Origin of the sequence: Streptomyces sp. HNM0645, from assembly GCF_030056615.1 — a bacterium.
In the GTDB taxonomy this organism is placed as follows: domain Bacteria; phylum Actinomycetota; class Actinomycetes; order Streptomycetales; family Streptomycetaceae; genus Streptomyces; species Streptomyces marianii.
In genome coordinates this window covers 102,431-118,388 of sequence record NZ_JASHLT010000014.1, presented here as the reverse complement: position 1 = coordinate 118,388, position 15,958 = coordinate 102,431, and the positions used below count along the sequence as shown (strand labels likewise).

Below are 15,958 nucleotides of genomic sequence, written 5' to 3'. Positions count from 1 at the left end.
AATTTACGCCTCAACAATGTGCCCGTGGCGAGTTCTGCGTCGACCCCAGGCAGCGCTCGGTGCGTGGATCGGTGTGAGTCGGGTCGGCGCTGTGCCTCGCACCCAGTACCAACACGGCGACGCGGTGGTCCGACTGGACGAGCGTGACGCGCAGTGGCGCTTCCGAGTCGCCCGCCAAGGCGTAGTCGTACACCACCGGCGAGTCCGGGCCGTGGCCTTCCCCCGGCCCGGATGTCCGGGCCCCGTGCCATCCGCACTGCCGCAGCGCCTCGGCCACCTCGCCGACGCTTCGCCGGGCCGCGTCTTCGGTGCGGAAGCCGACGATCCGGTGCTGGGCCGTGGCGCGACCCTGGCCGCTGTACGTGCGGACGATCTGGTTCCTTGCGCTCGATCCGGAGAACCAGACGAGGGTGCACGGGTGGGTGCCCTGACTCGGCAGGGCCGCCGTCGACCCGTCCCCGGTCGTGACCGCCCGCCACCGGTACGTCGCGTTCCACGGCAGGGCCGCTGGTGAGAGCAGGGCTCTGGGTGCCAGCACGCGATCCGCGCCGGGGGAGGGGAGGATCGAGGCCGCTGCGACCAGTTGGCCGTTTGCCTGGTCAGGTTGCGCCGAGAGGCGTGCGTCCGTGGGGCTGGGGCGGATCCACCAGCCGACCGTGAGCGCCACGGCGACGGCGACGGCCCCCGCTCCCGCGCGACGGCGAGTGCGGCGCCGGACCGCCCGGAGACGTACGTCCACGACTCCGCCGGCGGGGGCGACGAGGGGATCGGCCTCGGCCGCGAACTCCTGCAGTCTGGCGTCCAGTTCGCTGCCGAGAGGCATGGACCTGCCGTCATTCATGGGGGTACGCCTCCTGTCGAGGCCGGTACGGCGCGACCGCCCGCGGGCCGATGCGCGCCGGGGGTTCCGACGCGGCGGTGTCGGAAAGATGGCTGTTCAGGATGCGCCGGGCGCGCATGAGGCGCGAGCGTACCGCTGCGCTGGTCGAGCCGGTCTGCCGGGCCACCTCGTCCACGGGCAGGTCGACCAGATGATGCAGGACGACGGCGCGTCGCTGCTGAGGGGAGAGGTGCCGGAGCGCCGCAACCAGGGCCACGTGGTCCGGGTCGAGACCGGGCACGTCCGCGGGCGGCCCGTGCCGGAAGTGGGCCTTGACCCGGTTACGGGCTCGACGCCACGAACTCACCGCCAGCCGCAGGGCGACCGTGCGTACCCATGGGGTGGGATCTCCCTGCTCGGCCAGCTCGTTCCAGCGCGGCCAGGCTCGCGCGTATGCCTCCTGTACGGCGTCCTCCGCCTCGGCGATGTCGCCGGTCACTGCGTACACGACGACGATCATGCGTCGCACGCTTTCCGCGTAGAACTTCTCGAAGTCCCGCTCGGCGGAGTCGTGCACCGAAGCCGTCACAGGCCGCCTCCTGGTCGTTCCGCGCGGCGCCGGCCGCGGGCTCCCAGACGCCGGCGCAGCGGTGCCAGCAGGGCGTCCACCTCGGGCACGCCGAGCGGGCGGGCGAGCAGCAGCACGGACAGACCGACGAACCCCGTGCCCGCCAGCAGCGCACCTCCGTCGACGAGCGGGCCGTCGCCCAGCAGCCTGGCGCTCAGCCGGTCGACGGCGAGCGCCGCGCCGGCACCGGGCAGGCACGCGACCGCGAGCCGCACGTGCGTACCGAGCGCGCCCTCGAGTCCCCGCCCCAGGCGACGCCGTAGCACCGTCGCCGTGCATGCGAGTCCGGCAGTGCAGGCCATCGCGTACGCGCCCGCGATGCCGGTGACCGCCCAGCGCGCGGGCAGCACGGTGTAGGCGGCCAGTGACAGGCCCGCGTTGAGGGCGGCGATCACGAGGGTGAGGAAGAAGGGCGTACGGGTGTCCCCCAGCGCGTAGAAGCCCCGTGCGAGTACGTACTGCGCGGAGAACGCCGCGAGGCCCGGAGCGAACGCGGCCAGCATCCACCCGATCGCCTGCGCGTCGGCCTCGGTCACCTGTCCGTACTGGTAGGCGACGCCGGTGAGGCGAGGCGCGAGGAACAGGAACACGATGCCGGCGGGGACGATCGCCACCGCGGTGGTCTTGAGGCAGCGGGTGAGCTCCGCGCCGATCCGGCCAGGGTCGCCGGCGACCGCCGCGCGGCTCATCACGGGCAGCAGGGCCGTCACGAGGGAGACCGTGATGATGCCCTGCGGGACGACCCACAGCTGGTACGCGCTGCTGTACGCCGTGTACCCGACACCCGCCGCGATGCCCTCGGCGTCCGCCCGAATCCCGGCTGTCGTCGTGAGCCGGGTCACCACCCAGTACGCGACCTGGTTCACGAGCACGAGCAGCAGCGTCCACACTGCGGCCCGCACCGGTCGGCCAAGACCCGAGTTCCGCCAGCCGAGCCGCGGGCGCCACCGGAAGCCCGCTGACCGCAGGGCGGGCAGCAGAGCGAGCGCCTGCACTGCGATCCCCGTCGTACTGCCCATCCCGAGGAGGAGCAGCTGCCCGTCGGTGACCTCGCCGGCTCCGGTCGCCGTCGCGGCCACCACCAGATAGAGCCCGAAGACTCCGATCACGACGACGTTGTTGAGGACCGGCGTCCACATCATCGCCCCGAGCCGGCCCCGGGCGTTGAGCACCTGCCCGAGCACGGTGTAGGCGCCATAGAAGAGGATCTGCGGCAGGCAGTAGCGGGCCAGGGCCACCGTGAGGTCGTGCTGGGCACCGGTGTAGTCCGTGTACGCGGTGACGATCCAGGGCGCCGCGAGCACGGCCACGGCGGTGATCGCGGTGAGCGTGACCAGACAGAGGGTGATGAGCCGGTCGGTGTACGCGACTCCGCCGTCCTCGTGCTCCTTCGCGGCACGCACCAGCTCGGGCACGAAGACCGAGTTGAGCGCCCCGCCCATGAGCAGGATGTAGACGATGTTCGGCACTGTGTTGGCGACGTTGTAGGCGTCCGCGAGCAGTGCCGTCCCCAGGGCCGCGACGACCACCGCGCTCCGTACGAAGCCCGTGACCCGGGAGACGAGCGAGCCGAGCATCATCAACGCCTTGCCCCGCCCGCCGCCCACGTCCGCCCTCCGGGCGTCGACACCGGCTCCCGCCGGCCTTGTCCCCGTCACGCCGCACCCGCCCGTGAGCCGGTTCCGCGGACGTCGGCGAAATCGCCTGCCACATTCCGGCGCCGCCGGGCGTGCATGAGACAGGCGGGGGTATCCCGCCGCCCTCCCGCAGGAGGCGCAAGGACCAGAACGAGGAGACCTTCGACATGGCTGTCGCCGAGGTGCAGACGACCCACCGTGCCGGTGCCCTGGAGACCGTGCCCACGACCGTTGAGCAGCACCTGGCCTACCTCGACTCCCTCTCGGGACGTACGCAGGGCGACCAGGTCAGCTTCCTTCAGCTGCCGTCCTGGAGCGCCGTCAAGGACGGTTGGCGGGCCGAGCGGATCGGCTGGTTCGACGGGACGGGCCGCCAGCGTGCCGCCGCCCAGGTGCTGTACCGGCAGCTGCCCGGTACCCGGCGGTACTTCGCGTACATCCCGGAGGGGCCGGTGCTGGACTGGGCCGACCCGGCGCTGATGGGCGTCCTGCAGCTGCTCCTCGACCAACTGCGGGCGGCTGGGGCCTTCGCCGTGCGGATGGGGCCGCCTCTGGCGTACCGCCGGTGGAGCGCCGAGACGCTCAAGGCGGCCGTCGGCCCGGGGCGCCGGGTCGGCGACGTGCTGCCGGACGTCGTCGAGCCGATCGGGGCGGCCGTCGCGGACCGGCTGCGGGCGGCCGGCTGGCGGCGCTGCGGAGACGACGGCGGCGCGGGCGACGCCCAGCCCCGCCACCTGTTCGAGCTGCCCCTGGCCGGCCGCAGCACGGACGACCTGTGGTCCGGCTTCAACCAGGAGTGGCGGCGCAACATCAAGAAGGCGAAGACGGTAGGGGTGGAGACCTACCTCGGCACCGCCGAGGATCTTCCCGCCTTCTGCGACCTGCTGCAGGTCACCGAGCGGCGCGACGGCTTCCGCCTTGGACGTTCTCTCCCCTATTTCCAGCGGCAGCATCGAGAGCTCAACGCCGAGGAGAACGGGCGCATGCGGCTCTACCTCGCCCGGCACGACGGGGAGGTGCTCGCTGCTCACACCATGATCGTGGCGGGCCGGCGTGCCTGGTACCAGACCGGGGCCTCCGCCGATCACCGCCGCGAGGTCAGGCCGAGCAACGCTCTGCAGTGGCGACTGATCCGCGACGCACACTCCCTTGGTGCGGCCGTGTACGACATGCGGGGCGTACCGGACACCCTCGATCCCGCGGAGCGGTCGTTCGGGCTGATGCGCTGGAAGCTCGGCACCGGAGGGGAAGTGGTGGAGACCCTCGGTGAGTGGGAGCTGCCCCTGCAGGGAGCGGTGAACAAGACCCTGCACCGGGCCATGCAGGCGTACATGTCGCGCCGCTGAAGCCACCCCGGGGGCGTGTGGATCGGTCATGGGTGAACCTTAATCGATTCTTCTAAGTCATTTAGAAGTTTGTTGTGGGTTCGAGGGGCTTCCGCTACCTTGACCAGGACAAGTCAATCGATGGGCAGCGGAAGCCGGTGGGAATCCGGCACGGTCGCGCCACTGTGTGCCCGGCGGCAGCCGCTCATCTCCTGAGCGGTGCGGCCCGGCAAGTCAGACTCGCCCCCGTCGAGCGAGCTCCATCCGACCGGGACGCGTGTTCCCACTGGAGGTCCTGCCATGGCCCAGGCCACCGCTCAGCCGAGCGTCGCCGCCATCCCCGCCGCACTGCCCGTCAAGTCGATCCTGCCCTGGGCCGTCTTCTTCGGGGCCCTGATGCTGCTCGCGCTCTTCTTCGTCGGCGCCGAGCAGGGTGCCACCGCCATCTTCGCCGGCGAAGGCGTCCATGAATGGGTGCACGACGGCCGGCACCTGCTCGGCTTCCCCTGCCACTGAGACGGGGGCGCGAACATCATGAACTCCGCAACCGTCGGAAAGCTCCTTGCCCGCGGCATGGTGGCCGGCCTCGTGGCCGGTCTCCTCGCCCTGATTGTCGCCTACTTCCTCGGCGAGCCGCCGACCGAGGCCGGCATCGCCTACGAGGCGGCGCACAGCCACGAAGAGGGGGGCGCGGAGCTGGTCAGCCGCGCGGCCCAGTCCACCACCGGCCTCGCGACCGGCGTCCTCGTCTACGGCGTCGCCCTGGGCGGCATCGCCGCGCTGGCGTACTGCTTCGCCTTGGGCCGGATCGGTGGATTCGGACCGCGCGCCACGGCCGGGCTGCTGTCTCTTGGCGGCCTGATCGCCTTCTACGTGGTGCCGTTCCTCAAGTACCCCGCCAACCCGCCGGCCGTGAGCGATCCGGCGACGATCAGTCAGCGCACCACCCTGTACCTGCTCATGGTGGTGCTCAGCGTGCTGCTCGCCGTCTCCGGCGTGATCCTGGGCAAGCGGCTCGCGCCCCGTCTGGGCAACTGGAACGCGTCGGTTGCGGCAGGGGCGTTCTTCGTCCTCGCCGTCGGACTCGCGTACGCCTTCCTTCCCGCGGTCAACGAGATGCCGAAGGGCTTCCCGGCCGCCGTCGTCTGGCAGTTCAGGATCTCGGCGCTCGCGATCCAGGCCACGCTGTGGGCCGGATTCGGCCTCGTCTTCGGCGCACTGGCCGAGCGGCTGCTGCAGCCGCGCGAGTCTGGCGCACGGACTGCGGCCATGGAGCCGGGGGCGGCGGTCGCGCCCTCGTCCTGACGCCTGTCACGCGAGAGGGGCGCCGGTCTCGAGCCGGCGCCCCTCTCTGCTGCGTGCGTCAGCCGATGCGTACGCCCCACATGAAGGGCATGCCGCTGCGGGCGATCGATTCGTAGCGGACCTGCGCACCGGGCTTGGGCGAGTGCAGGATCTGCCCGTTGCCGGCGTAGAAGCCGACGTGGCTGAGATCGCTGCGCATGATGATCAGGTCGCCGGGCTTCAGGGCGCTGAGGGAGTTGATGCGCGTTCCGGCACTGGCTTGGGCCTGGGAGGTGCGCGGTATCGTCACGCCGGCCTGGCGGTACGCCCAGGACGTGAGGCCGGAGCAGTCGAAGGAGCTCGGGCCGCTCGCGCCCCAGACGTACGGCATGCCGACCCGGCTCTTGGCGGCGGCGAAGGCCGCTGCGGCGCGCTCGGAGGCACTTGCCTCGTTGCCGAGGTCGACCCGCGCGCTCGCCCGGTTGGCCCGGTCCTCCTCCTGCGCGATCCGGGCCCGTTCCTTCGCCGAGAGGGTGTTGAGGAGGCGCTGGGCCTCGCGCAGCTTGATCTGGATCTCCGTCTTCCGGTTGCCCAGTTCCTTCTGTACGGAGCCGAGGTCGCGCAGCTTCTCGGACGCTTCCCTGCGCTGCTGCTGGAGCGCCAGCTGTTGGGAGAGGAACTGCTGCAGTACGGCCGCCTGCCGCTCGCCGGCCCGGTCCAGGGCCGACGCCTTCTCGAGGTACGTGTCGGGTTCCTCGGAGAGGAACAGCTGAAGGGCCGGGTCGAGGCCGCCGGAACGGTACTGGCCGGCTGCCACCGTGCCGATCCGGTCACGGAGTTCGTTCAGCTCACCCTGCTTGCGCGCCGCCGCCTCCTGGAGGCCCGCCACCTCCTTCTTGAGCGCGTCGGCCTTCTCCTTGGCCCCGTTGTACTTCTCCGTGGCCTGGGTCGCCTGCTCGTACAGGCGGTCCACCTGCGCCTTGACACCCTTCTTGTTGGGATCGGGCAGCGGGTCGGCCGAGGCTGCCTGGGTGGAAAGGGCCACGGCCGCCGCGGCGGTGGCGGTGATGACGCCGGTATGGAGCGGACTGGGCTGCTTCGGGCGGCGATGGGAGGCCACGGCGGAGCTCCTTCTTCCTCGACCGCCTACGGGCTGGGCGTACAGCGGATCAGGCGGCGCCTTCGCCGCCGCCCCGGATGGGCGACCGGCTGCGCGAAGACTCACGAATACTAAGCTGCTTAGAGAATTAGGCTCAATGGGGATCCCCTCGGCGAGATGTGAGGGACGCCACAGCGCGTGGACGTGGGTGCGAAGATCCTTAAGTCGTGGGCGTCTTACGATCATCCGGCTCGAGTGCGCAACGAAGGGAACGCTCGTGACCGTCAGGCTCACGCTGGTGTGCGCCCCCGCCGCAGCGGAGCGCGATGTGCGATTCGGAGAGGTGCCGCTGGACGCACGGGCGCTACGGCAAGCCGGGGAGGTGGCGGCCCTTCTGCCGCGAGCCTCACTGCGCTACTCGGCGCCGTCGGATCGGTGCGAGAGCACCGTGCGTGCCTTTCAGTGGGACGTGGTGACCGTGGAGCCGGCCCTTCGAGACATGGACATGGGCAGGTGGGCGGGACGGACCCTCGGCGAGGTCGCCGAGCGGGAGGGCGACGGGCTCGCCGCCTGGATGTCCGACCCCGAAGCGGTACCGCATGGCGGCGAGTCCGTGTCGCAGGTGTGCGATCGGGTCGCCGTCTGGCTCGACGGCTTGCCTGCTGATGCCGGGCGGGTGCTGGCCGTCGCGGACCAGTCGGTGGTGCGCGCGACCGTCGTCAGTGCGCTGGGCGTGCCGCGGGCGCTGTTCTGGCGGATCGATGTGCCGCCCCTGGCGGCAGTGCACCTCACCGGGCGGAACGGCCGCTGGAACTTGCGGATGGGGGCGCTCTCGGCCGTGCCGGACTGGGAAGAGAGCTGACCGCGAGCGACACCAGGGCGCCTGGGAGCTGCGAAGGCAGTAGTTCCCGCCGCTTCGGCTCCAGGGGCTCGTCGGAGGCCCTGCCGAGCCAGTGTGTTCGCGGGCGCGCTCCTCACCGGGCCCAGCCCAGAACCTCGGCGGTTCGTCATGCGACATACCGGTGACCTCGGGGCGACAGGTGCAGTCGATCACCGCTCCACGCGCGGGAATGCTGGCGGGCCTTCATCGACCAGATGTCACCCGATCGTGCATCAGACCCCAGGCGCGTTAGTGATCTCTGACTTGGGCCGCTAGCCTACGAGTGCGGTGACGAGCCGTTGGACGGCCGGGCGCGGATCGCGTGTGCCTGGCCACGAGGTCATCAGCAGGTGGTGGCAGGTGCCGACGAGAGCGAGGGCCGCCGTGCCCGCGTCGACGCGGCTGGGCACCCGGCCGAGTTCCCGCTCCGCCCGGAGGTAGCCGGCGACGGCCTCCTCGATCGCCGCGAAGCCTGGCGCGCCGGCCTGGAATGCCTCGCGGATGCGGAGCGCCGCGTTGGGCCGGGCCATGGCGAGGCCCGACAGGGCGGGACCGCCGGCGTCGAACAGTGCGAGGACGACGGAGCCCAGGTTCCCGGTCACCGTGCCCTGTCCGGCGAGCCCAGCCAGGGCGTCGGCCCCCTCGGCGGTGCGCGCGAACCGGTCGAGGACGAGCTCGGCCACGAACTCGTCGAAGCCCGCGAAGTGCGTGTGCAGCAGCCCCTTGGCGCACCCCGCCTCGGTGGTGACGGCACGGCTCGTGAGCGCCCCCGGTCCGTCCCTCTCGACGACACGTTCCGCGGCCGCAAACAAGCGCTCGCGCACGTTCGGTGTCGCCACCCCGCGTGGTGACATCAGTCCGGCCGTCCTCTCTTCGTGTTCTGCCGTCCTTCTGGTCTGAATCGTATGGGCATTGCCAGTATGGGCGCACGCCCATATTGTGGTTGCGCGCAAGTTTGGGCGATCGCCCATTTATCTTTTCACTTGAGGAGGCCCCGTGCCGGAGATGGTCAACACTCAACAGGCAGAAGCGTGGAACGGCCCCGAAGGCACCCACTGGGCGCGTCATCAGGACCGCTGGAACGCCATCAACGAGGGATTCAACGAGCCGCTGCTGACCGCCGCCGCCATCACCGGCGACCGCCGCACCCTCGACCTCGGTTGCGGCGCCGGCCAGACCACCCGCCTTGCCGCACGTCGAGCCCCCGCGGGTCGTGCGCTCGGCCTGGACCTCTCCGCGCCGATGCTTGCCGAGGCGCGCAACCGCGCGGCGGCCGAAGGACTGGCCAACGTCTCCTTCGTTCAGGGCGACGCGCAGGTGCACCCCTTCGAGGAGGCCGCGTTCGATGCGGCCATCAGCCGCTACGGCGTGATGTTCTATGCGGACCCGGAGAAGGCATTCGGCAACATCGGACGCGCCCTGCGGCCCGGCGGCCGCCTCGCGTTCGTCTGCCCCGCCGCGCCCGAGCGCAACGGCTGGGTGACGGCCATGGCCTCCCTGAACGGCATCCTGCCGGTCGGTGGCTTCGGAATGCCGGGCGGTGGCACTGGCATGTTCTCCCTCGCGGCCCCGGAACGTGTTCGTGCCGTCCTCGCCGCCGCGGGCTACACCGGCGTCACGGTCGATGAGGTGACGGCGTACGGTGCCTGGGGCGGGGACGCCGAGGACGCGGCGGACTTCCTGCTGGCCACCGGCCCCGGCCGCCATCTCATGCAACAGGCTGACGCGCCCGCCCAAGACCGCGCCCGAGAAGCGCTCACCACCCACCTGGCCGCCCACGAGACACCCGACGGCATGGTCCGCCTCCTGAGCACCTCCTGGCTGGTCACGGCGGAACGCACGCAGGGCTAAGAACTCCTAACGAAATGAACTTCGAAGGGTCGGTTCCAGGCGCTGGGGTGCTGTCGGGCAGCATGGGGCGATGAACTCGGATGAGCCGGTGCCTCGGGAGGTGAAGGTCCTCGATACGACCTCGCTGGTCAGGTTGGAGGAGCGGGCATGCGAGTTCAGCCTCAACCAGCGGTTGGACCAGGCATGGGTGCAAGCGAATGCGGCGCCCGATGGAACTCACTATCTGTGGCCAGCCCTGTGGAACAGCCTGCCGCATCGCCCCGGCATCCCGCGTCAGATTCGGTGCGAACTGCTCATCACACTTCATACGGGAGACCGCGTGATGAGCCTGCTGGACGTCCTGCCTGGTGACTTCACCCCTCTGTCGAGAGTGACCTCACGGGTCGAAGGTATGCAGGTCAGCCGACTCCTGGACAGCTCCCCGAGCGTCAAGGAATGGCTACTGAGCAGGGGCGTCCCGGACCAGCCGTGAGAGACGGCGCCAGCAGATGAGTGCGCATCCCAGGCTCAGGAAGGCTTCGTGGATGTCATCGCGGATCTCCCAGCGGATGCGCAGGCGGCGGAACCAGTGCAGGTGGGCGAAGGCGCGTTCAACGACCCAGCGTTGAGTGCCGAGCCCGGAGCCGTGCTCGGTGCCTCGGCGGGCGATGAGCGGCTTCACTCCGAGGTCCCAGACCAGTCGGCGGTACTTGTCGTGGTCGTAGCCGCGATCACCGAGCACGACGTCGGGGCGGCGCCGGGGCCGGCCGCGCTTGCCCCGAACGGACGGCACTGCCTGAAGCAGTGGAATGAGCTGGGTGACGTCGTTGCGGTTGCCGCCGGTCAGGGTGACGGTGAGCGGGATGCCGGTGGCGTCGGTGATCAGGTGGTGCTTGCTGCCCGTCCTGCCCCGGTCGACAGGACTTCGTCCCGTCTTGGATCCCCCTGTAGCGCCCGGATGTGAGACCCGTCCACAGCCGCCCGGGAGAAGTCCCGGGCGTTCACGCTGCGGAGCTTGGCCAGCAGGACCTCGTGGAGCCGGGGCCAGACGCCGGCCTCCGTCCACTCGGTCAGGCGCCGCCAGCAGGTCATGCCCGACCCGAAGCCGAGTTCCTGAGGGAGATGTTCCCAGCTGATCCCGGTGTGCAGGACGAACAGGATGCCCTGGAACACCAGCCGGTCCGGATGCCGCTTCCGTCCTGGATGCCGCACCCGACGCTCAACCTTGGGCAGCAGCGGCTCGATCACCGACCACGACTCGTCGTCAACATGCCACGGCTTCGGCCGAGCCACCCCACACCCCCGGATCGTCACTTCCGGAGCGATCCAACCATCTCGAAGATCATTTCGTTAGGAGTTCTTAGGGCGTCTTCCCGTATTTCGCTTGACCCGTGGCGTTCGGCACCGGACGACGCGGGGCTGACCGGCAGGAACCGCAGGAGACGGCCGAGTTGGATGAGTGAGTCCGAAGTGTGTGCTGGTTGCTACTGAACTTGATTGGGTGATGTCGGGGATGTTTGCCTGACGCCGGTCTGTCGGCTGCGGTAGCTGTGGGGCTGTGAGGTACGCGCAGGGCGGCGGGCTGACCGACGCCGAGAGGGCCGCGCGGGAGCGGATCCGGCTGCAGGCCGTGGAACGCTTCGAGGGCGGGGAGAAGAACCAGGAGATCGCTGCCGCGCTGCGGGTGAGCGAGCGGTCGGTGGAGCGGTGGCGCCGGGCTTGGAGCGAGCGAGGCGAGGCCGGGATCCTGTCGAAGGGATCGCCTGGACGTCCCAGGCTCAGCTCAGTTCAGATTGCGAGACTGGAGCGGGAGTTGGAGCGTGGACCACTCGTCCACGGCTGGGCCGATCAGCGGTGGAGGCTGGCGCGAGTCAAGACGCTGATCGGTCGACTGTTCCACGTTTCGTACACGGTGGAAGGCACGTGGCGGCTGCTGAAGCGGCACGGCCGGTCGTGGCAGCAGCCCACCCGCCGGGCGATCGAGCGCGACGATGCGGCGGTTGAGTTGTGGAAGAAGGAGGTCTGGCCACGGGTAAAAGCTGTGCGGCGGCGTGTAACGGCTGGATCGTCTTCGAGGATGGGGCCGGCCAGTCGATGACGCCGCCGCGCTCTCGAACCTGGGGACGGATCGGCCGAACCCCGGTCGTCCGGGTTCGCGGCCGGGGCTCCGGACGGGTGTCGATGGCGGGTATGACCTGCTACAAGCCGGGCGAGCGGTCCCGGCTGATCTACGCCATCCGCGAGTACCGAGGGCGCAAGGGCGAGGCGAAGGGCTTCGGCTGGCGGGACCTCCGCGACCTCTTGGTGCGTGCCCGCATCCAGCTCGGCGGACCGATCGTGCTGGTCTGGGACAACGTCCGCTTCCACCTGACCGCCGGGATGCGGGAGTTCATCGCCGCCAATGCCGCCTGGCTCACAGTGCTCCAACTCCCCACCTACGCGCCGGACCTGAACCCGCAGGAGGGCATCTGGTCGCTGGTCAAACGCGACATCGGCAACCTCGCCGCAGCCGACCTGGGCCAGATCACCAGGGCCGTGAAGCGCAGGCTCAAGCAGATCCAGTACCGCCCGGATTTCGTCGACAGCTGCCTTGCGGGCACCGGCCTCATCACGGACGACTGACCGGCGCTGCAGATTCGTCAGTCGCCGTAGTACCGGTCGTAGACGGCGGAGCGCTCCTCCACTGAGAAGCCCTCGAATTCACCGTCTGCCTCGAGCTCGCGCAGTCGATCCAGTGCGGCCGTCGCAGAAGGTGCACGGTTGGCCGAGAGGTGGGCCTTCGTCGCGTCGAGCCCGTGCCCAAGCAGGAATTCGATGTCGATCGAGCACGCTGCGTCGAAGCTGGCTTGCTTCGCACTCCAGATCAGGAGCACGTCGTCGAGGTCGCCGCTGTTGAACAGCTGGAAGCAGCAGAGCCTCATCAGCTCAGTGTCGCCCGCGCCCTGGACGCGTCGCTCACGCGCCGTGTGCTCTCTGAGGAGTGCACGGATCTCGTCGAGGTCTGCGCCGACGGGGCGAAGCCCGTAGCGGCGCCAGCATTCCTTGACATCCATCGCTGGTCTCCTTGATCGTCCGGCCCGGCCCGTGGCCTATCGGCCCCACTCATCGCCGTTCGGTCGGACGACGGCCCCTCTGACGGTCACAGTATGCACACCGAGGGCCATCCCATGTGGGTCGGCGGTCACCGGCGCAGGTGACCGATGGCCCACGCCACCCGACATCACCCAATCAAGTTGAGTACCACGGGGAAGGGCGCCCGTTGGCCAGTGTGTGAAGACAAGCCTGGACGCCCTTCTGGCGGCACTGTACGTGTTCATCGACGACCATGTGGCGCCTTGTCGACGGATCGGGCGACCCCGAAGCTGACGGACTCCGAACTGCTGTGCCTTGCGGTTGCCCAGGTGCTGCTCGGCTTTCCCTCCGCCAGGCACTGGGTCCGTTTCGCCCACGCCCGACTCGGCCACCTCTCTCGCTACCTGTCCCAGCAATCCGCCTACAACAAGCGGCTGAACGCCGCCGGGCCGCTGATCAGTCAAGTCATCGAGGCGCTGGCCCGGCAGGCGCGGCTCTATGCCTACGCGATCGCTGTTCTGCCCCTCGACTGCGTCTGACTCCACCAGCGCTGTACGCGCCTGCTTTCTCAACGCAAGGGATGCCGCCGCGTACCTCGGTGTATCACCGCAAACCAAGTTGGCGTCGACAGTCTCGTCAGTCGACTACCAGCGCGGCATCCTTTCCGGGCTTTCCCCCATCCTGGAAGCGGTCGTCGACGACAAGCGCCTCGCGCTCAATCCTATGCACGCGAAATCTGTGCGGTGGCCCAAGTCGCCACGGGAGCGGCGCGACGCGTGGCCGATGGGTACGGCGCTGCGAGTCCGCGATGTCATCAGCGAGCGGAACAGGATCGCCGTCGTAGTCGGCCTGGGGCGCGGACCCCGCCAGGGCGAGGTGTTCGGGCTGAGCTTCGGCGCACCTACGCCTCGATCACGCCGGAAGCCGGAGAGTCCGTCGCGACCCCGGCCCGGTGGCTCGGACAGTCCTCGCCGGCGATCACCCTCGGTTACTATGCTCACTTCATGCCGGAAGCCGGCAGCACGGGGCGCGGCACCGTCGACGGTCTGCTTGGGGAGCGGGGAGACCGGCTCGCCGGCCGAAACTCCCCAGATTCTCCCCAGCGCCGTTGACCGGTGATTCCTGCCTCTACGCCCCGGAGAAGTCGTCCGTGGTTTGTAAGGCTGAAAAGATGGGTGGCCTGGGAAAGTGCTGGAAGAGGTCGTAGCGACCCGCTATGTCACGCCTTTGCGTGAGGGCGGCTCGCTCCCCGGGATCGTCGAGGCGGACGATCTCGGCACTTACGTCATGAAGTTCACGGGGGCCGGGCAGGGGCGCAAGACCCTGGTGGCCGAGGTCATCTGCGGGCAGCTGGGACGCAGGCTCGGGCTGCGCGTCCCCGAACTGGTCCGGATGCAGCTCGACCCGGTCATCGGCCTGTCCGAGCCCGACCAGGAGGTGCAGGAACTGCTGAAGGCCAGCGGCGGGCTGAACCTCGGGATGGACTTTCTGCCCGGCTCGATCGGCTTCGATCCGCTCGCGTACGAAGTGGACTCCGCGGAGGCGGGCAGGGTCGTCTGGTTCGACGCACTGATCAACAATGTCGACCGGTCCTGGCGGAACCCCAACATGCTCGTGTGGCACGGCGACCTGTGGCTCATCGACCACGGCGCCACCATGATCTGGCACCACAGCTGGCCCGGGGCGGCGGCCTCGGCGGCGAAGCCGTACAACGCGTCCGACCATGCCCTCGCGCCGTTCCGGCCGGACGTCGCGGGCGCCGCCGCCGCGCTGGCCCCGCTGGTCACCCGAGACCTGCTGACCGAGGTCGCCGCCGACGTCCCCGACGAATGGCTCGTGGACGAGCCCGGGTTCGACACCACCGACGCGGTCCGCCGCGCCTATGTGGAGGCCCTGCTGCCGCGGGCTGCCTCGATCCACGAGCGCATCACGCTGGAGGCGCCCTCCAGGCCGCGGCCGTCCCAGGCGCCGGGCTGGCTCACCGACCACCTCGGCCCCTGGCCGCACTCCACCGAGAAGAGCACGAAGGGCGGCGGCCAGTGACCCGGCACGATCCCAGGCGGGATGTCTTCGAGTACGCGCTGTTGCGCGTCGTCCCGCGCGTCGAGCGCGGTGAGTGCTTCAACGCGGGCGTGGTGGTCTACTGCCGCGCGAGGTCCTTCGTGGCCGCCCGCACCCTCCTGGACGAGACCAAGCTGAGGGCGCTGGACCCGCGGGCCGACGTCACCGGTGTGCGGGCGGCACTGCACGCCGTGGAGGGTGTGTGCCGCGGCGGCGAGGAGGCCGGACAGGCGGCCCGGGACGACGCGGGCCGGCGCTTTCGCTGGCTGATCGCGCCCCGCTCCACCGTGGTCCAGCCGGGGCCCGTGCACACCGGCCTGACCGCCGACCCGGAGGCCGAGGTCGAGCGGCTGTTGGACGTCCTGGTGCGCTGAACGAGCGCATCGGAGGGGGCGCGTGACGGGGGGCACCCGGTGTGCCGTTGACACCGGGTGCCAGGGCTTCTAGCGTCTCGTCTGCTGAAGGTACTAAGCGGTCGCTCACCCTCCTGGGTCGAGTCGACGGGCCGTGCCGGGCGAGCCGTATCCAAGGGATCCGAGGGCGAGGAGAACGAACCATGTCCAGCAACGAGCAGCGCGTCGCGATCGTGACGGGGGCGGCGCGCGGCATTGGCGCCGCAACCGCCGTGCGCCTGGCGGCCGAGGGCCGTGCCGTGGCCGTACTCGACCTCGACGAGGCGGCCTGCAAGGACACCGTCGAGAAGATCACCTCGGCGGGCGGCAGGGCGATCGCGGTCGGCTGCGACGTCTCGGACTCCGCCCAGGTGGAGGCCGCCGTGGAGCGGGTCGCCGCCGAGCTCGGCGCGCCGACCGTCCTCGTCAACAACGCGGGCGTGCTCCGCGACAACCTGCTGTTCAAGATGAGCGAGTCCGACTGGGACATCGTGATGAACGTGCACCTCAAGGGCGCTTTCCTGATGGCCAAGGCGTGTCAGAAGCACATGGTCGACGCGGGCTTCGGCCGTATCGTCTCCCTCTCCTCCAGCTCCGCGCTGGGGAACCGGGGGCAGGCGAACTACTCGGCGGTCAAGGCCGGTCTGCAGGGCTTCACCAAGACCCTCGCCAAGGAACTCGGCAAGTTCGGCGTCACCGCCAACGCCGTCGCACCCGGCTTCATCGTCACGGAGATGACCGCCCAGACCGCCGCCCGGGTCGGCATGGGCTTCGAGGAGTTCCAGGCCGCCGCCGCCACCCAGATCCCGGTCCAGCGGGTCGGCCGGCCGGAGGACGTCGCGGGCGCGATCGCCTTCTTCACCGGCGACGACGCCGGCTTCGTCTCGGGCCAGGTCATGTACGTGGCCGGCGGCCCGCTCAACTGAACCG

The 15,958-nt window shown here is 70.1% G+C and carries 17 protein-coding genes, 1 pseudogene and 1 riboswitch; of the genes and pseudogenes, 11 read left to right on the top strand and 7 right to left on the bottom strand.

The genetic code is table 11. From position 1 onward, the window contains the following. Positions 1 to 10: 10 nt before the first annotated feature. From QMZ92_RS11490 to murJ, 3 genes are read right to left on the bottom strand one after another with little or no spacing between them, the layout of a single operon-like run. Entirely contained in the window at positions 11 to 841 is an 831-nt protein-coding gene (locus QMZ92_RS11490) for a hypothetical protein (protein ID WP_283297162.1), read from the bottom strand. Beyond that, positions 834 to 1,409, bottom strand: coding sequence for a SigE family RNA polymerase sigma factor (locus QMZ92_RS11485; RefSeq protein ID WP_283297161.1), 576 nt, complete (start codon positions 1,407 to 1,409; stop codon positions 834 to 836). Before QMZ92_RS11485 ends, QMZ92_RS11490 begins: the two co-directional genes overlap by 8 nt. Beyond that, on the bottom strand, positions 1,406 to 3,106 hold the full coding sequence (murJ, locus tag QMZ92_RS11480) for a murein biosynthesis integral membrane protein MurJ (protein ID WP_502962039.1): 1,701 nt from the start codon (positions 3,104 to 3,106) through the stop codon (positions 1,406 to 1,408). The genes QMZ92_RS11485 and murJ overlap by 4 nt, the downstream gene beginning before the upstream one ends. A gap of 146 nt (positions 3,107 to 3,252) precedes the next feature. On the opposite strand from murJ, the gene QMZ92_RS11475 reads away from it, so the two are divergent. From QMZ92_RS11475 to QMZ92_RS11465, 3 genes are all read left to right on the top strand, one after another. Further along, positions 3,253 to 4,431: a lipid II:glycine glycyltransferase FemX gene (locus tag QMZ92_RS11475; protein ID WP_283297159.1), complete on the top strand. Its 1,179-nt coding sequence runs from the start codon at positions 3,253 to 3,255 to the stop codon at positions 4,429 to 4,431. Positions 4,432 to 4,490: 59 nt separating this feature from the next. Further along, a riboswitch (cobalamin riboswitch) is annotated at positions 4,491 to 4,672 on the top strand. 38 nt (positions 4,673 to 4,710) lie between these two features. After that, a complete protein-coding gene (locus QMZ92_RS11470; RefSeq protein WP_283297157.1) occupies positions 4,711 to 4,926 on the top strand; it encodes a CbtB domain-containing protein in 216 nt (71 codons plus the stop codon). A gap of 18 nt (positions 4,927 to 4,944) precedes the next feature. Further along, complete coding sequence (locus tag QMZ92_RS11465) at positions 4,945 to 5,715, top strand: CbtA family protein (protein ID WP_283297155.1); 771 nt, start codon at positions 4,945 to 4,947, stop codon at positions 5,713 to 5,715. Between the two features lie 58 nt (positions 5,716 to 5,773). Here QMZ92_RS11465 and QMZ92_RS11460 read toward each other — a convergent pair whose 3' ends face one another. Continuing rightward, positions 5,774 to 6,814, bottom strand: coding sequence for a C40 family peptidase (locus QMZ92_RS11460; RefSeq protein WP_283297154.1), 1,041 nt, complete (start codon positions 6,812 to 6,814; stop codon positions 5,774 to 5,776). 256 nt (positions 6,815 to 7,070) lie between these two features. Here QMZ92_RS11460 and QMZ92_RS11455 point away from each other — a divergent pair, with 256 nt between their 5' ends. Next, positions 7,071 to 7,655: a histidine phosphatase family protein gene (locus QMZ92_RS11455; RefSeq protein WP_283297153.1), complete on the top strand. Its 585-nt coding sequence runs from the start codon at positions 7,071 to 7,073 to the stop codon at positions 7,653 to 7,655. Between the two features lie 290 nt (positions 7,656 to 7,945). Here QMZ92_RS11455 and QMZ92_RS11450 read toward each other — a convergent pair whose 3' ends face one another. Continuing rightward, complete coding sequence (locus QMZ92_RS11450) at positions 7,946 to 8,527, bottom strand: TetR/AcrR family transcriptional regulator (RefSeq protein WP_283297151.1); 582 nt, start codon at positions 8,525 to 8,527, stop codon at positions 7,946 to 7,948. A 142-nt stretch (positions 8,528 to 8,669) separates the two neighbouring features. Here QMZ92_RS11450 and QMZ92_RS11445 point away from each other — a divergent pair, with 142 nt between their 5' ends. Both QMZ92_RS11445 and QMZ92_RS11440 read left to right on the top strand, forming a co-directional pair. Then, on the top strand, positions 8,670 to 9,524 hold the full coding sequence (locus tag QMZ92_RS11445) for a class I SAM-dependent methyltransferase (RefSeq protein ID WP_283297150.1): 855 nt from the start codon (positions 8,670 to 8,672) through the stop codon (positions 9,522 to 9,524). Positions 9,525 to 9,594: 70 nt separating this feature from the next. Further along, entirely contained in the window at positions 9,595 to 9,996 is a 402-nt protein-coding gene (locus QMZ92_RS11440) for a hypothetical protein (RefSeq protein ID WP_283297148.1), read from the top strand. Here the strand turns inward: QMZ92_RS11440 and QMZ92_RS11435 are convergent. Further along, positions 9,964 to 10,796 (bottom strand): IS5 family transposase gene (locus tag QMZ92_RS11435; protein WP_502962038.1). Its coding sequence is split into 2 segments (ribosomal slippage): positions 9,964 to 10,454 and positions 10,454 to 10,796, totalling 834 coding nucleotides; the frame shifts between segments, so codons are not numbered across the junction. The two genes, QMZ92_RS11440 and QMZ92_RS11435, sit on opposite strands and share 33 nt — an antisense overlap. Positions 10,797 to 11,061: 265 nt before the next feature. On the opposite strand from QMZ92_RS11435, the gene QMZ92_RS36325 reads away from it, so the two are divergent. Then, positions 11,062 to 12,125 (top strand): IS630 family transposase gene (locus QMZ92_RS36325; RefSeq protein ID WP_502962037.1). Its coding sequence is split into 2 segments (ribosomal slippage): positions 11,062 to 11,509 and positions 11,509 to 12,125, totalling 1,065 coding nucleotides; the frame shifts between segments, so codons are not numbered across the junction. Positions 12,126 to 12,142: 17 nt separating this feature from the next. Here QMZ92_RS36325 and QMZ92_RS11420 read toward each other — a convergent pair. Next, a complete protein-coding gene (locus tag QMZ92_RS11420; protein WP_283297143.1) occupies positions 12,143 to 12,556 on the bottom strand; it encodes a hypothetical protein in 414 nt (137 codons plus the stop codon). A gap of 217 nt (positions 12,557 to 12,773) precedes the next feature. On the opposite strand from QMZ92_RS11420, the pseudogene QMZ92_RS11415 reads away from it, so the two are divergent. From QMZ92_RS11415 to fabG, 4 genes and pseudogenes are all read left to right on the top strand, one after another. Next, positions 12,774 to 13,108 (top strand): annotated as a pseudogene (locus QMZ92_RS11415) (IS982 family transposase); the annotation flags it as partial. Positions 13,109 to 13,763: 655 nt separating this feature from the next. Continuing rightward, a complete protein-coding gene (locus tag QMZ92_RS11410; protein ID WP_283297141.1) occupies positions 13,764 to 14,618 on the top strand; it encodes a HipA family kinase in 855 nt (284 codons plus the stop codon). After that, positions 14,615 to 15,010: a DUF3037 domain-containing protein gene (locus QMZ92_RS11405; protein WP_138056445.1), complete on the top strand. Its 396-nt coding sequence runs from the start codon at positions 14,615 to 14,617 to the stop codon at positions 15,008 to 15,010. The genes QMZ92_RS11410 and QMZ92_RS11405 overlap by 4 nt, the downstream gene beginning before the upstream one ends. A 182-nt stretch (positions 15,011 to 15,192) precedes the next feature. Beyond that, positions 15,193 to 15,954, top strand: a complete 762-nt coding sequence (gene fabG, locus QMZ92_RS11400; protein ID WP_283297140.1) for a 3-oxoacyl-ACP reductase FabG — start codon at positions 15,193 to 15,195, stop codon at positions 15,952 to 15,954. Positions 15,955 to 15,958: the final 4 nt, after the last annotated feature.

Excerpts from the sequence above, each read along its gene's own strand:
- QMZ92_RS11490 (WP_283297162.1), bottom strand. The coding sequence starts at position 841 with ATGAATGACGGCAGGTCCATGCCTCTCGGCAGCGAACTGGACGCCAGA.
- QMZ92_RS11475 (WP_283297159.1), top strand. The coding sequence starts at position 3,253 with ATGGCTGTCGCCGAGGTGCAGACGACCCACCGTGCCGGTGCCCTGGAG.
- QMZ92_RS11470 (WP_283297157.1), top strand. The coding sequence starts at position 4,711 with ATGGCCCAGGCCACCGCTCAGCCGAGCGTCGCCGCCATCCCCGCCGCA.
- QMZ92_RS11465 (WP_283297155.1), top strand. The coding sequence starts at position 4,945 with ATGAACTCCGCAACCGTCGGAAAGCTCCTTGCCCGCGGCATGGTGGCC.
- QMZ92_RS11450 (WP_283297151.1), bottom strand. The coding sequence starts at position 8,527 with ATGTCACCACGCGGGGTGGCGACACCGAACGTGCGCGAGCGCTTGTTT.
- QMZ92_RS11440 (WP_283297148.1), top strand. The coding sequence starts at position 9,595 with ATGAACTCGGATGAGCCGGTGCCTCGGGAGGTGAAGGTCCTCGATACG.
- QMZ92_RS11420 (WP_283297143.1), bottom strand. The coding sequence starts at position 12,556 with ATGGATGTCAAGGAATGCTGGCGCCGCTACGGGCTTCGCCCCGTCGGC.
- fabG (WP_283297140.1), top strand. The coding sequence starts at position 15,193 with ATGTCCAGCAACGAGCAGCGCGTCGCGATCGTGACGGGGGCGGCGCGC.